The sequence below is a fragment of the Jannaschia sp. L-14R genome (assembly GCF_056857695.1).
In genome coordinates this window covers 79,960-93,784 of the sequence record NZ_JBSXNP010000006.1, presented here as the reverse complement: position 1 = coordinate 93,784, position 13,825 = coordinate 79,960, and the positions used below count along the sequence as shown (strand labels likewise).

14 protein-coding genes are annotated in these 13,825 nt (G+C 63.9%); 8 read left to right on the top strand and 6 right to left on the bottom strand.

Going from position 1 to position 13,825, the window contains the following annotated elements; translation table 11 throughout:
• Positions 1-24 precede the first annotated feature (24 nt).
• The 5 genes from AC13C2_RS01250 to nusB all read left to right on the top strand — a co-directional run bounded on the left by AC13C2_RS01250 (position 25) and on the right by nusB (position 3,683).
• Positions 25-588 carry a hypothetical protein gene (locus AC13C2_RS01250; RefSeq protein WP_175495724.1) on the top strand — a complete coding sequence of 188 codons (564 nt, stop codon included), beginning with the start codon at positions 25-27 and terminating at the stop codon, positions 586-588.
• Positions 585-1,361: an SDR family NAD(P)-dependent oxidoreductase gene (locus AC13C2_RS01245; RefSeq protein WP_482885694.1), complete on the top strand. Its 777-nt coding sequence runs from the start codon at positions 585-587 to the stop codon at positions 1,359-1,361. Before AC13C2_RS01250 ends, AC13C2_RS01245 begins: the two co-directional genes overlap by 4 nt.
• A gap of 87 nt (positions 1,362-1,448) precedes the next feature.
• Positions 1,449-2,579 carry a 3,4-dihydroxy-2-butanone-4-phosphate synthase gene (gene ribB, locus AC13C2_RS01240; RefSeq protein WP_092758736.1) on the top strand — a complete coding sequence of 377 codons (1,131 nt, stop codon included), beginning with the start codon at positions 1,449-1,451 and terminating at the stop codon, positions 2,577-2,579.
• Positions 2,580-2,583: 4 nt separating this feature from the next.
• Positions 2,584-3,129, top strand: a complete 546-nt coding sequence (locus tag AC13C2_RS01235) for a 6,7-dimethyl-8-ribityllumazine synthase (RefSeq protein ID WP_092758734.1) — start codon at positions 2,584-2,586, stop codon at positions 3,127-3,129.
• 59 nt (positions 3,130-3,188) lie between these two features.
• Positions 3,189-3,683: a transcription antitermination factor NusB gene (gene nusB / locus AC13C2_RS01230; protein WP_092758732.1), complete on the top strand. Its 495-nt coding sequence runs from the start codon at positions 3,189-3,191 to the stop codon at positions 3,681-3,683.
• A gap of 3 nt (positions 3,684-3,686) precedes the next feature.
• Here nusB and AC13C2_RS01225 read toward each other — a convergent pair whose 3' ends face one another.
• The 5 genes from AC13C2_RS01225 to AC13C2_RS01205 all read right to left on the bottom strand — a co-directional run bounded on the left by AC13C2_RS01225 (position 3,687) and on the right by AC13C2_RS01205 (position 10,933).
• Positions 3,687-7,055 (bottom strand): efflux RND transporter permease subunit, encoded by a 3,369-nt coding sequence (locus AC13C2_RS01225; RefSeq protein ID WP_482885693.1) that lies wholly within the window; start codon positions 7,053-7,055, stop codon positions 3,687-3,689.
• A gap of 3 nt (positions 7,056-7,058) precedes the next feature.
• Positions 7,059-8,546 carry an efflux RND transporter periplasmic adaptor subunit gene (locus tag AC13C2_RS01220; protein ID WP_424337650.1) on the bottom strand — a complete coding sequence of 496 codons (1,488 nt, stop codon included), beginning with the start codon at positions 8,544-8,546 and terminating at the stop codon, positions 7,059-7,061.
• A 98-nt stretch (positions 8,547-8,644) separates the two neighbouring features.
• Entirely contained in the window at positions 8,645-9,175 is a 531-nt protein-coding gene (moaB, locus tag AC13C2_RS01215; protein ID WP_482885692.1) for a molybdenum cofactor biosynthesis protein B, read from the bottom strand.
• Entirely contained in the window at positions 9,172-9,993 is an 822-nt protein-coding gene (gene yghU, locus AC13C2_RS01210) for a glutathione-dependent disulfide-bond oxidoreductase (RefSeq protein WP_092758724.1), read from the bottom strand. The genes moaB and yghU overlap by 4 nt, the downstream gene beginning before the upstream one ends.
• Positions 9,994-10,126: 133 nt before the next feature.
• Positions 10,127-10,933, bottom strand: coding sequence for a uracil-DNA glycosylase (locus AC13C2_RS01205; RefSeq protein ID WP_482885737.1), 807 nt, complete (start codon positions 10,931-10,933; stop codon positions 10,127-10,129).
• A gap of 149 nt (positions 10,934-11,082) precedes the next feature.
• On the opposite strand from AC13C2_RS01205, the gene AC13C2_RS01200 reads away from it, so the two are divergent.
• On the top strand, positions 11,083-11,568 hold the full coding sequence (locus tag AC13C2_RS01200) for a GFA family protein (RefSeq protein WP_092758722.1): 486 nt from the start codon (positions 11,083-11,085) through the stop codon (positions 11,566-11,568).
• A gap of 40 nt (positions 11,569-11,608) precedes the next feature.
• Here the strand turns inward: AC13C2_RS01200 and AC13C2_RS01195 are convergent, their stop codons facing one another.
• Entirely contained in the window at positions 11,609-12,055 is a 447-nt protein-coding gene (locus AC13C2_RS01195) for a GNAT family N-acetyltransferase (RefSeq protein WP_482885691.1), read from the bottom strand.
• Positions 12,056-12,281: 226 nt separating this feature from the next.
• On the opposite strand from AC13C2_RS01195, the gene AC13C2_RS01190 reads away from it, so the two are divergent.
• Positions 12,282-13,250, top strand: coding sequence for an aspartate carbamoyltransferase catalytic subunit (locus AC13C2_RS01190; protein WP_482885690.1), 969 nt, complete (start codon positions 12,282-12,284; stop codon positions 13,248-13,250).
• A gap of 28 nt (positions 13,251-13,278) precedes the next feature.
• Positions 13,279-13,815, top strand: coding sequence for a hypothetical protein (locus AC13C2_RS01185; RefSeq protein WP_482885689.1), 537 nt, complete (start codon positions 13,279-13,281; stop codon positions 13,813-13,815).
• Positions 13,816-13,825 lie beyond the last annotated feature (10 nt).

Here is a 13,825-nt window from a genome sequence, read left to right as displayed (position 1 = left end):
GCTGCCATCGTGCGCGAATGACGAATGAGCACTTCAAGCACCCCCGGCATCGGCCATAACTCAGGCCATGATTTCAACGGCTATACCAGTCGCCTGCATCAATGGCGCAAGGCGCGCCGCGATCTGATCCCGAACACGATGCCAGTGGAGGTCGTGCGGATACGTGTCAGACGTGCCGCTGCCATCGGGCTGAGTTACCGGACCTATGCCGGCATCCGCGCGGGCACCGGGCGCGACATAACGGCGCTTTTGTTCTCGTCCAACGCGCTGGGCATGATCCGACGCGCGGAGATGGATGCGGACCGGGCCGCGAAACTGACCCGGGTCGAGGCCCTGCGGGGCGTTCTGGTGCATCGGCCGCTGGTGGTCGAGGCGGAAGCGCCGCTGGATTTTGCCGACGCTGCACCGCTTTTTACCGAGAGTTGGACCACGATGCGGAGGCGGCTGCGCGATCTGCTGCGCAGGCGTGGTTTGCCTGCGGATGCGGTGCTTATGATCGGCGACACCGCATTCGAGGCGAGTTGGTGCGCGGCCTTGCGCGCGGGCGGATATCTGACCGCTGACCGTTATTTTGGAGAGACAACATGACCGACAAGGCACCACTGGCCGTCATAACCGGCGCATCCGGCGGCATCGGGCGCGCCCTGGCCGAGTATCACGCGGCAAAAGGGGGAGACCTGATCCTCGCGGCACGGCGCGCGGTGGAGCTGGACGCGCTGAAAGCCGACATCGAGGCGAAACATTCCGTCTCCGTCACGCCGGTGGCCTGCGACCTGGGTACGCCAGAGGGCCTGGCCACATTGATCGCCGCCTGCGAGGGGCGTGACATTGGCATCCTGATCAACAACGCCGGGTTCGGCGGGCGCGGCGCATTCATCGAGCGGCATCTGGCCGATGATCTGGCGATGGTGGATCTTAACGTGAACGCCGTGATGATACTGTGTCACTCGATTGCGCCGGGCATGGTCGCTCGCGGCAAAGGGCGTATCCTGAATGTCGGATCGACGGCGGGAATGATGCCGGGGCCGATGCAGGCGACGTATTTCGCCACCAAAGCCTTTGTGAACAGCTTCAGTCAGGCGCTGGACGAGGAGCTGCGGGCGCAGGGCGTCACCGTCACCGTTTTGGCCCCCGGATACGTCGAAACGGATTTTGCCGCCCGTGCCGATCTGGAAAACACGCCGCTGACCAGGTCGGGACAGAGCCCCGAAGCGGTTGCCAGGGTCGGATATGATGCAATGATGGATGGCAGGCTGCACGTGGTGAATGAAGGCATGCTGTCGGTGCTGACGAACTGGGTCATTCCGCTGCTGCCCCGCCGCCAGGTGCTCAAGTTGGTGCGGAAGATGCAGACCAAATAGCAACGTGCGCACGTAACGTCTGCGCCGGACGGTCTGGTCCCCGGCCCCCTGGATCGCTAGATGAAGCCTGCAACAGGAGGTGCGCCCATGGCCGATCCCATCCCTTTCGAGGCCCCCGGACCCGTCGAGCGTGAAAACTCGGACGTTATCTCCCCGATCGAGGACATCATCGAGGACGCGCGCAACGGGCGCATGTTCATTCTGGTGGACCACGAGGACCGCGAGAACGAAGGCGATCTGGTGATCCCCGCGCAGATGGCCACGCCGGATGCGATCAACTTCATGGCGATGCACGGGCGCGGGCTGATCTGCCTGACCCTGCCGGGCGAGCGGATCGACGCGCTGGGACTGCCGCTGATGGCGTCGCAGAATTCCTCGCGCCACGAGACAGCGTTTACGATTTCAATCGAAGCGCGCGAAGGCGTCAGCACCGGCATTTCGGCGCATGACCGCGCGCGCACCGTCAGCACCGCCATCGACGCGTCCAAGGGCGCGGCGGATATCGCCACGCCGGGCCATGTCTTCCCGCTGCGGGCGCGGGACGGCGGCGTGTTGGTTCGGGCGGGTCATACCGAAGCCGCGACGGATATCGCGCGGCTGGCCGGGCTGAACCCGTCGGGCGTGATCTGCGAGATCATGAAAGACGACGGATCGATGGCGCGTCTGCCCGACCTGATCGCCTTTGCGCAGTTGCACGGGCTGAAGATCGGCACGATCAGCGATCTGATTTCGTACCGCCGTCGCCACGACAACCTTGTGAATCAGACCGATGCGCGGCCCGTCACCAGCCATATTGGCGGCGACTGGCTGATGCGGATTTTCACCGACGAGACGCAGGGGTCTGAACACATCGTGCTGACCAAGGGGGATATCGACCATGGCGGCCCGGTCCTGGTTCGGATGCATGCGATGAACCCGCTGGAGGACGCGCTGGGCATCGGCGACAGCGATCTGGCGGGTGCGATGCAGGTCATCGCCGAAGTTGGGCGGGGCGTCGTCGTGTTGCTGCGCGATACCGAGATGAAGCTGGATTTCCATGGCCATGGCGGCGGCGTCTCGCCCCATAAGCTGCGACAATACGGGCTGGGAGCGCAGATCCTTGCGGCGCTGGGCATTCACGAGATGGAGCTTGTGACCAACTCCGGCACGCCGCGCATCGTGGGGCTGGACGCCTATGGCCTGAAGATCACGGGCACCCACACCATTCCGAAAGGCTGATCCGATGGCCGGACATTCCGATAACGTGCTGACCCTGCCTGCTTTCGACAAACCCGCCAGGGTTCTGATCGTGATCGCCCCCTATTACGGCGCGATCTCGGCGGCGCAGCTGGCCTCGGCCCGCGCGGTACTGGACAGTGCGGGCGTGACGCATGAGACGGTCGAGATGCCCGGCTCGCTGGAAATTCCAACGGCCATCGGCATCGCGCACCGGCAGTCCGACTTCGACGGCTATGTCGCGCTGGGGTGCGTGATCCGGGGGCGGACGTCGCATTACGATGTCGTGGTCAACGAAAGCGCGCGGGCAATTGCGACACTGGGCCTGGCCGGAGCCTGCATCGGCAACGGCATCATTACCGTCGAGAACATGGAGCAGGCCGAGGAACGCGCGGATGCGGATCGTCTTGATACGGCGGGTGGGGCGGCGGCCGCGGCGTTGCATCTGATCGCGTTGCAGCGGTCGATGAAGAAGGCGGACACCGGCGTGGGTTTCAAACCCGGCAGCTTCCAGCACGATGGCCTGCGCAAGTCCGGACCGACGGTTGCCTGATGCCGGTTGCCTGACGACGGTGACTTGACGCCCCCGGACCGCCCCCATAGGTCGCGGCCATGAGTGAAATCACACCCGACATGACACCAGACGAAAAGCGCGCGATGAAGCGCCGGATGAAATCCGCTGCCCGGCTATATGCCGTGCAGGCGCTGTTCCAGATGGAGGCAGCCGGTCAGACCGTCGACAAGGTGCAGGTCGAGTTCGAGACGCACCGCTTCGGCATGGTCACCGAGGAGGGCGAATTCTCGGAAGCGAACGTCGATGTGTTTCGGTCGCTGCTGGAGTCGGCGGTGAACAATCAGGCGCGCATCGACCAGTTGACCGACCGCGCACTGGTTGCGAAATGGCCGCTCGGGCGGATCGATCCGACGTTACGCGCGCTGTTCCGGGCTGCAGGCGGCGAATTGATCGACAGCGCCACGCCACCCAAAGTTGTCATCACCGAGTTCGTCGACGTCGCGCGCGCGTTCTTCCCGGACGGGAAGGAAGGCGGCTTCGTCAACGCCGTGCTGGACCACATGGCGCGCGAAGCCAAGCCCGAAGCGTTCTGAGTTTCAAGCCGGTCTGCGTCGCAGACCCATCGTCAGCCCCGCGATGATCCATGTCCCGAGCAGCAATACAGCCGTTCCGGCAAGAAACACGGCAAAAACGCGCAGTGTGTCGCCCGACGGCAGCAAGGGCACCAGCGGCGGCCAGATCGTGCCGGTCACCAGATGCCAGCCCAGTGTCAGGAACCCCCAGGCCAGGATTACGGTGCCCAGCGTCAGGCCCAGCATTCCCGTAGCCCGGCCCCGGCGGCGGAGCGGCAGACGCGCCATCCGGCGCAGCGCGGTCGTCAAACGGGAGATGTCCTGACCCATGGCGAGCATGGCGGGGACGAGGACGAGGACGAGAAGCATTCCGAACCCCAGCCCATAGACCAGTGTGATTACCGTGGGTCGCAGGAACTGTGCCTGGCTGGAGGATTCGTAGAGCAGCGGCGCAAGCCCCAGAACCGTCGTCAACGTGGTCAGCAGGATCGGTCGCAGACGGTCGCAGACCGCATCGATGATGGCCGGGCGCAGTGCGCGGTCGCGGGCATATTCGTCGACCGTCGTGACCAGAACGATGGAATCGTTGATGATGATGCCGGTCATGCCGATCAGACCCACGACAGAGAACATCGACAGCGGCACCCCCCACCACCAGTGGCCCCAGACCGCCCCGATCAGGCCGAAGGGGATCACCGCCATGATGACGGCGGGGCGTGTCCAGCTGCTGAAGATCCAGGCCAGCACCAGATAGATACCCAGCAGACAGGCCACCAGGCCCAGCGTCGCGTCGGTCAGGAATTCCTGTTCCTGCTCGGCCAGACCGCCCTGCTCGAAGCCAACCTGATAGAGGCTGGCGATCTCGGGCAGGATGGTTTCGGTCAGTTCCTTGCGGATTTCGTTCGCGCGCGCTGCGTCATCCTGCGCGATTTCACCGGACACCGTGACCACCTGCACGCCATTGGTGCGGCGCACGGTGGCAAAGCCCGATTGCACCTCGACCGTCACGATATCCGACAGTGCGACGTCGCCCCCGGAGGGCGAGGCCAGTCGCAGAGTATCCAGGAAGTCGGCGCGCACTTCACCCTGTGGCAATTCGACCCGGATCGCGCCGGTGCGGGGACCGGACGGGAAGGTCGCCGCCTCGATGCCGTTCAGCCGGTTGCGCAGCGTTGTGCCCAGCGAGTCGATATCGAAGCCCAGCGCCTCGCCCTGCGGCGTCAGGTTCAGGATCAGTTCATCCTTGTCGTAGGGCAGACTGTCCTCCACGGCAGAGACTTCTGGGAAGCGCAGAACGGCGATTTTCAGGGCTTCCGCCGCATTCTTCAGCGTGGCTGAATCCGCACCATAGAAATCGACGGACAAGGAGTCGCCGCCCGGACCCGCGTGTGCCCCGCGAAAGCCGATCTCTTCTGTCAGGGGTTGGCGGCGCACGGTATCCTGCAAGGCTTCCACAAATTCGGAGCTGGAGTAAGGTCGAAGGTCTGCGTCGATCAGTTCGATCGAAATCGCGCCCAGCTGGTCCGGTTCCTTGTCGGCCGCAGACGGCAGCTCGCGCCCCGCATTGCCACCGACTTCGGCCAGGACATAGGCGATGGGATTGGTGCCGTATTCGGCTTCATACTGTGCGCCAAGCGCCTCGGTGGCGCGCTGCAACTCCCGCATCTGGTCGAGCGCATCGGCCCGCGTCGCGCCATCGACCATGGCGAAATTGCCGGTGACGGACCCACGCTCGGGCGCGTTGAAGAAGCGCCACTGAACGTCGCCGCGGATGAACAGGGCAGCCTGCGTCGACAACAGCACGAGGGCCAGCGCCGCCACCGGATAGCGTGCCCAGAGTGCCAGCCGCACGAGCGGGCGGAACAGCGTTTCGCGCATCCATTTGAAGCCGCGGTTCACCAGGCGCGACGGCAGATCGTACCAATGTTCGCGCGCGGTATGCCTGAGCGCGCCGGCCATGTGGTGCGGCAGGATCAGGAAACATTCGATCAGCGAGGCGATCAGGACCACGATCACGGTAAAGGGGATATCGTAGATCAGGTTTCCGAAACGCCCGCCGATGGCGACCAGCCCGAAGAACGCGATCACGGTGGTCAGCGTGGCCGAGAAGACCGGCGTGAACATGCGACGGGCGGCGTTCTCGGCGGCCGTCTGGGGGTCTTCGCCCAGACGGCGGGCGCGGAAATCGGCATGCTCGCCGACCACGATGGCGTCATCCACGACGATACCCAGCGTGATGATCAGCGCGAAGAGCGAGATCATGTTGATCGTAATTCCCGCCGCCCACATCAGCGCGATTGCCGTGAACATGGCAACCGGGATGCCTGCCGCGACCCAGAAGGCGGTCCGGGCGTTCAGAAACAGAAACAGAAGCCCGACGACGAGGGCCAGTCCCATCAGCGCATTGTCGATCAGGAGGTCGATACGGCCCGTGATGGCCTCGGTCCGGGTGCGGATCAGCTCGATCTTCGTGCCCTGGGGCGCATCGGTCAGGACATCGGCGGCGACCTCCTCCACGCGCTTTTGCAGGGCGATGGCGTCGCCTTCGGCTGATCGGTCGACCTGAACACTGATCGCCGGGTCGGAGCCAACGAAATAGGCGCGGTCGCGGTCGACGCCTTCGGACAGAACCTGGCCCACGTCGCCCACGGTCAGCGCGTCGCCTCCTCCGGTGCGCCGCAACACGATGGCCTCGATGTCGACGGCATCGCGCCGGGCGCTGCCGGTGCGGACGCGGGCGTTCGCGCCACTCACGTCGCCCGCCGGATCAGCCTGCGCCTGCGCGCCGATGGCGGCGGAGATTTCGGCCATGGTCAGATCGTAGCGCAGCAGGTTGGCGGTCGGCACCTCGATGATCACTTCGGGCGCGGCGATGCCCCGGATCGACGTCCGGGTCACCCCAGCGGCAAACAGGCGCAGCACGAAATCGTCGGCAATGCGCGCCAGCTGGTCGACGCCGACCGGCCCGGTGACGATAACGTCGGTCACGCGGTCGCGCCACGCGCCCTGCCGCACTTCGGGGTCGTCGATGCCATCGGGCAGGCCCGAGACGGCATCGACGGCGGCCTGCACGTCATCGGCGGCAGCGGCGACATCAGCGCCCGGCTCGAACTCCAGCGTCAGGGTTGCCGACCCTTCACGCGATGTGGAGGAGCTGTCGGTCACGCCTTCGACGGCCAGAAGCGCCGGTTCCAGCAATTGCACGATACCGAGGTCCACGTCTTCGGCCCCCGCACCGTCCCAGGCAACGCTGACCGAGACGTTCTCGACAATGACATCGGGGAAGAACTGGGCGCGCATGTTGGGAACGGCCACTGCGCCCGCCGCCAGCATCAGCACCAGCAGAAGATTGGCGGCGGTGCGGTGACGCGTAAAGTATCCCAGTATCCCCACGGGTCAGCCCCCGATCCGGGATTCGAGGCGTTCGACCATTTCGGTCGGCACCTGTTCGTCGGCAAGTTGCGTCAGCATCCGCGATTTTACGGGGTCGGGAATGCGGCTGTTGTTCTCCACGAAGGCCACGAGGCGGGCGCGGCGTTCGGGATCCAGTGTCATCAGCGTGGGCGTTTCGACCCGGACCTGCGCGACGTCGGACGTGTCTGTATCGGATGTGCCGGCTTCGGGCCGCAGGGGACGGACCCGGATGCCCGCACCCAGCGCCGCCGTGCGTTCGGCTACGACCTCGCGCCCTGCGATATCGCCCGAGACCAGCACATCGTCACCTTGACGCCGCAGAAGCGTCACGACGATTTCGGACAGGCGGTCCTCGTCACCCAGCACCAGAACGCTGGACTGGGCGGACAGCGCGGTCGCAGGCAGGCGGATGGCGGCAGTCAGCACCGGCTCTTCGACTTCGATCCGCAGAAAGTCGCCGGGGCGCAGACCCCGCGTGGTGTCAAGCGTGGCAAACACAAGTCGGCCGGTCTGGCCTTCTCCGACCGATGCGCTTTCGCGGGTGATGAGACCCGTGGCCTCGATCGTCAGCCCCTGCACATCGAGAATTGCGCGAACGGGTGCGCCGATCAGGTTGCCGCGGTCGTCCAGCAGGCGCGAATGCTGCGCGGCGGACAGACGGAAAGCAACTTCCAGTGCATCCGGGTCGATCAGCGTGGCGATCTGTTCGTTGGCCGAGACCAGACCCCCGGCCAGAATCGACACATCGCTGAGCTGGCCATCGAATTCGGCGGTCAGTTCCCGATCGGCAAGGTCGCGCAGGGCCGTATCGACGGCGATCCGGGCGCGTTCGATCGCAAGTTCGGCCGAGTCGATCCGGGTCTGCGCCTGCGCGATGGCCCCGCGTTTCGCAAGGATCGTGCTTTCGGCAGACGACAGCGCCAGTTGAGCGGCTTCCACGGCGGAGGTGGAGCCGACGCCCCGCTGTGAAAGATCGCGCTGTCGTTGCAAAGCGGCACTTTGCAGATCGCGTTGCGCCTCGGCCCCGGCAAGTTCGGCCTGGGCCAGATCCAGCGCTCGGGTGGCGTCGCGCAGTTCTGCCTCGGCCCCGGACAGATCGGCGCGGGCAACGGCGACATCGGCTTCGGCCCCGGCAGGGTCGATCCTGAGCAGGAATTGCCCCGCCTCGACCTGACCGCCGTCTTCGAACCTGTCCGACAGTTCGACGATACGGCCTGCTGTGGGGGCCCGCAGTTCCAGCACGCGACGGGCGCGAACCTCGCCGAAGGTGGTCAGGACGGGGGCGATGGTCTGCGGTGTGGCGGTCAGCACGTTGGCGGCCAGTACACGTTCACGCGCCGGACGGCTTCCGCCGTCACGCGCCTGTCGCGCCTCGAGTGCGGAAAACGAGATCTGTGCGGCCCAGCCCAGAAGGCCGACCGTCAGGGCCAACAGGAAGAGCGCCACAAGGCTGCGTCCGAGAAAGCGCATTCAATTTCCGATCTGCGATGCGTCGACCTGAAGATAAGGTTTTCACGGTCCCTGCCAACTCACACGTTCGTAGAGCCGGGTTCCGTCGCGCGATCAGATCATTTTCTGCGCAAATGTTCTTCAAGCCGGGGCATGATCTCGACGAAATTGCAGGGTTTGTGCCTGAAGTCCAGTTGGTGAACCAGAATTTCACCCCAGGCATCGCGACAGGCCGAGGGCGAACCGGGCAGCGCGAACAGATAGGTGCCGTGAGCCACACCCGCGCAGGCGCGCGACTGCACGGCGGAGGTGCCGATCTTTTTCATGCTCACGAGGGTGAAGACCGTTCCGAAGGCGTCGATTTCCTTTTGGTAGACGTCGCGGTGCGCCTCGACCGTCACGTCGCGACCCGTCAGCCCGGTGCCGCCGGTCGAGATCACGACGTCGATGTCCGGGTCGGCGCACCACTCGCGAAGTTTGCCCGCGATGTCGGCGCGGTCGTCGCGCGTGATGGCGCGATCCGCCAGCAGATGCCCCGCGCCCTCCAGCCGTTCTACAAGGGTGTCGCCGGACCGGTCGTCATCCGGCGTCCGCGTGTCGGAGACGGTCAGCACCGCGATGCGACAGGGCAGGAAAGCGCGATCGGTCATTTGGTGAAATCGGCGCGCGAGTGCCGCTCGGGCAGTTTCAGGCTCTCATCGTCGCCGAAGCTGCGATTGACCATGCGGCCCCGACGAGTGGCGGGGCGGGCGTCGATCTTTTCGGCCCATGCGACGACGTTCCTGTAGCTTGCGACATCGAGGAACTCGGCGGCGTCATACAACCGACCCAGAACCAACTGACCGTACCAGGACCAGATCGCCATGTCGGCGATGGTATAAGTCTCGCCTGCGATGAAGGCGCTTTCGCCCAGACGTCGGTCCAGCACATCCAGTTGACGCTTGGCTTCCATCGCGTAGCGGTTGATCGGGTATTCGTACTTTTCAGGCGCATAGGCATAGAAATGGCCGAACCCGCCGCCCAGAAACGGGGCGCTGCCCATCTGCCAGAACAGCCAGGACAGCATCTCCGCGCGGTTTTCTCCGAGGAACGCATTATACTTTTCGGCAACGTGCAGCATCATCGCGCCCGACTCGAAGATACGGACAGGCGTGTCGCCAGACCGGTCCATCAACGCGGGGATCTTGGAGTTCGGGTTCACTTCGACGAAGCCCGAGCCGAACTGATCGCCTTCGCCAATGTCGATTTTCCATGCGTCATAATCGAAATCGTGACCGGCCTCGATCAGCTCCTCGAACAGGACGGTGACCTTCACGCCGTTCGGCGTCGCCAGCGAGTAGAGTTGGTAGGGATGTTCACCCACAGGCAGGTCCCTGTCGTGGGTCGGACCGGCAACGGGACGGTTGATATTGGCGAACTGACCGCCGGATTGCGTGTTCTGCCAGACTTTGGGGGGCGTATAGGTCATGAAATTCCTTCGGACTGTCTGCGTTCGGGACATGTGACCCCGGATTTTCGTTTGGTGCAATGTGGTGCGGTCGGGGGTCATGTCGCCCGGCGTCAGGGCAGGTGCAACTGTGCGGGGGCGCACAGGGCGGACGTCAGGTATCCAGCCGGGCGGCAAGGTCCAGCAGGTCCGCCCATGCGTCGCGTTTCGCTGCCTGTTGTCGTAGCAGATAGGCAGGATGCAGCATCGGCAGGACCGGCTTGCCGAAACCTTCGGTCCACTGCCCGCGCAGCCTGGTAATGCCACGTCGACCCAGCACCGCGTTGCAGGCGTGGTTGCCCATCAGGATCAGAACGTCCGGATCGGCGAGTTCGACGTGACGGCGCAGGAACGGCAGCATCATGGCCACTTCGGCGGGTTCGGGGTCGCGGTTCGACGGCGGGCGCCACGGCAGGACATTGGTGATATAGACCGCACGTTCCGCATCGGCATGATCGCGGGACAGGCCGATAGCGGCGAGCATCCTGTCCAGAAGCTGACCGGCCTGCCCGACGAAGGGCTTGCCCGCGCGGTCTTCCTCACGGCCCGGTGCCTCGCCGATGATCATGACGCGGGCCTTGGGGTTGCCGTCGGAAAACACCAGAGATTTTGCGCCCAGCCGTAATTCGCAGTGCGGATAGGTCGAGAGCGCGGCTTGCAGGTCTTCCAGCGTGGCGGCCCCGGCGGCGAACTGTTCGGCCTCGGTCACGGGATCGCTTTTGTGTGCCGGGGGCACATGCTGCGGCACGGATGCGACAGTCTCCGCCGCAGGCGTCAACGGCGCGGGTTTCGCGGCTGCAGGCATACGGTCGGGAAGGGCATATCGATTGACGGGTTGGGCGCAGATTGCCTCGTCACAGCCCATCTCGACCAGCCATTCAAGCGTGGCGCGGGCAGTGAAGGGGTCCATGTCAGGCTGCATGTGAGGGAAATAGCGCGGGGCGTCGATGAGGGGAAGGGAGGAGCCAAGGGCAGCATGGGCGATGCGCGACGAATACCGCATTGGAATCGGCAATCCGGTGTAGACTGGCGAATAGATGACGTGATTTGCGATTTCGGAGGCAGGCGACAATGGATGCTCAAGGAGGATGCCTCTGCGGAAACATCAGATATAAAGCTGAAAATCAGCCAGTCAGAGTGACGATCTGCCACTGCAGGTTCTGCCAACGCGCGACCGGTGGCGCGTATCTGGTGGAACCGGTGTTCGAAGCGCAGGACTTTCAGGTCAACAAAGGGTCTCCGAAACGGTATGTTCACATCTCAGAAGGCAGCGGAAAAAAGGTTTTCATACATTTCTGCGATAACTGCGGGACCAAGCTGTTCCTGACCTTCCAGCGATTTGAAAATTTCGTTGGTGTCTACGGCGGAACGTTTGACGATCCGAATTGGTTCGAACTCACGCCTGAGAACACGAAGCAGATTTTTCTTGGCGTAGCGCAAAGAGGCACGGTCATTCCTCCCCACGTCAACACCTATCTCGAACATGCCAGCGAGCGGGACGGGACGCCGGTCGCACCGAAAGTGTTCGATGCGCCATACATTATCGGAAATTGTTAGCCCCGATATCCCGGGCCTTCCGGACCCGTGCCGCCGTCGCTCAGCAGAGGCGTTTCTCGTAATATATCCGATGGAAGCCTTCTTCAGTGCGCCGCGCCACTTCGTCATAACCAAGTCGCGGATAGATCAAGAGGTTCTCGGTCATCTTTTCATTCGTATAGAGACGCACGATCTCAAAGCCGCGCCGCCGCCCTTCAGCCTCGCAGAACTGTATCAGGGTCTTGCCGATACCCTGTCCCGCAAAGCTTGGCAGGACAGCCACGTTTTCCAGTAGGATGTGCTGATCTTCGGGGAAGAACACTATGAAGCCTTGGAAATCGCCGTTTGCGCCGGTGGCGACATAAACTGATCCGGCAGCAATTTGCGTCTCGAAGTCGGCAACCATCGGCGCAGGCTTCCGGCCAATTACAGGTATATATCGAGCGTAGGCCTGATTGGTGCAATCTCTGATCGCGGGCGCATCTGATGCGCTGGCCTTTCGGATCACATCGCGTCTCCTTCGTCTGGCCGCTGTGTGACACTGCCTTTCGAGCGGATGCGTCGCAATCGACAAACTGGCCCCGGAAGTGTCGCTCGATGAGCCGCGGCATTGTTCCGCCGAACCCCATTATACTCTGTCGGTCGTCGCCGCCAATCTTCAACATGACCGCATCCCCTTGATCCCCGCGCCACAACGCCCGACAAGCAGGACGCGGAGCGGCAAGGGATGTCCCATGACTTTCAATCAACGCCACCTTCTGGGCATCGAGCCCCTGCACCCGTCGGAAATCATCGCTCTGCTGGACCGTGCCGACCATTACGCCGAAGCGACGCGGGCCGGGCACAAGCATGGCGATGCGCTGGCCGGGCTGACGCAGATCAACATGTTCTTCGAGAATTCGACGCGGACTCAGGCGAGTTTCGAGATCGCGGGCAAGCGGCTGGGCGCGGACGTCATGAACATGGCGATGCAGGCCAGCAGCCTGAAAAAGGGTGAGACGCTGATCGACACGGCCCTGACACTGAACGCGATGCGACCCGATCTTCTGGTGGTGCGGCATCCGCAGTCGGGAGCAGTGAACCTGTTGGCGGAAAAGGTGAATTGCGCCGTGCTGAACGCGGGGGATGGCAAGCACGAACACCCGACGCAAGCCCTGTTGGATGCGTTGACGATCCGGCGTGCGAAGGGGCGACTGCACCGGCTGACCGTGGCGATCTGCGGCGACATCGCGCATTCGCGCGTTGCCAGGTCGAACCTGATCCTGCTGGGCAAGATGGAAAACCGCGTTCGCCTGGTCGGGCCGCCGACGCTGATGCCCACGCAGATCGACCAGTTGGGCGTGGAGGTGACCGACGACATGGCAAAGGGGCTGAAAGGCGCGGACGTGGTGATGATGCTGCGCCTTCAGAAGGAGCGGATGGACGGCGGCTTCATCCCCACCGAGCGGGAATATTACCATCGCTTCGGGCTGGACGCAGAAAAGTTATTGCATGCCAAACCAGATGCCATCGTCATGCATCCGGGTCCGATGAACCGCGGTGTGGAGATCGACGGAACGCTGGCAGACGATATCAACCGCTCCGTCATTCAGGAACAGGTGGAGATGGGGGTTGCAGTCCGCATGGCGGCGATGGACCTTCTGGCAGCAAATTTGCGGGAGTCGGCGGGTCAGGCTGAACCCGGCGGCCCTGCCGCGCGTTGATCTTCAATGCATGACCACAGGAGTTTCCATGACCTTAGCCCTGACACCGCGCGACCCTCGTATCCACGTCTTTTCCGTCAGTGACGGCGCTCTGAAGCTGACGCACCAGACCTATCTGTCGCGTCTGAGCGAAGAGGTCTCCGCGACATCGCTCGAAGCGGCTGTAGGGGGTGCGATCGATCCGACCTATGCCGAAGTCTTTGCCGTGGAAGATGTCGCGCCTATGGGCCTGCGGGCCTATCTGGCGCAGGCGCACGACATTCCCGACCCGGTTCTGGCCGCTGATGCGGCCCGCCTCGATGCACTGTCCGGTGATGTCGTAGTGCTGGCCCCTCGCGCGGTCGAGGGGTTGCAGACGCTGACCCCCCGGCCCGAGCTGACCCACATCGGCAGCTATGCTCCGGCCGAAGCCGACGACAGCCCGAGGTCCCTGCCGCGGGCTTCGAAGTCACCGCATCTGGAAACGCCGGGTGCCGCCGTGGGCAACCCTATGACAAAGCGGCGCATCGTCTGGATCGTGTTGGGGGCAGTCGTGGCTGCGACGCTCCTTCTGTTGCTGTGGTGACACCGAATGG

Coding starts and splice junctions, on each gene's coding strand:
- AC13C2_RS01250 (WP_175495724.1), top strand. CDS start 25: ATGAGCACTTCAAGCACCCCCGGCATCGGCCATAACTCAGGCCATGAT.
- AC13C2_RS01245 (WP_482885694.1), top strand. CDS start 585: ATGACCGACAAGGCACCACTGGCCGTCATAACCGGCGCATCCGGCGGC.
- ribB (WP_092758736.1), top strand. CDS start 1,449: ATGGCCGATCCCATCCCTTTCGAGGCCCCCGGACCCGTCGAGCGTGAA.
- AC13C2_RS01235 (WP_092758734.1), top strand. CDS start 2,584: ATGGCCGGACATTCCGATAACGTGCTGACCCTGCCTGCTTTCGACAAA.
- nusB (WP_092758732.1), top strand. CDS start 3,189: ATGAGTGAAATCACACCCGACATGACACCAGACGAAAAGCGCGCGATG.
- AC13C2_RS01220 (WP_424337650.1), bottom strand. CDS start 8,546: ATGCGCTTTCTCGGACGCAGCCTTGTGGCGCTCTTCCTGTTGGCCCTG.
- moaB (WP_482885692.1), bottom strand. CDS start 9,175: ATGACCGATCGCGCTTTCCTGCCCTGTCGCATCGCGGTGCTGACCGTC.
- yghU (WP_092758724.1), bottom strand. CDS start 9,993: ATGACCTATACGCCCCCCAAAGTCTGGCAGAACACGCAATCCGGCGGT.
- AC13C2_RS01205 (WP_482885737.1), bottom strand. CDS start 10,933: ATGCAGCCTGACATGGACCCCTTCACTGCCCGCGCCACGCTTGAATGG.
- AC13C2_RS01200 (WP_092758722.1), top strand. CDS start 11,083: ATGGATGCTCAAGGAGGATGCCTCTGCGGAAACATCAGATATAAAGCT.
- AC13C2_RS01190 (WP_482885690.1), top strand. CDS start 12,282: ATGACTTTCAATCAACGCCACCTTCTGGGCATCGAGCCCCTGCACCCG.
- AC13C2_RS01185 (WP_482885689.1), top strand. CDS start 13,279: ATGACCTTAGCCCTGACACCGCGCGACCCTCGTATCCACGTCTTTTCC.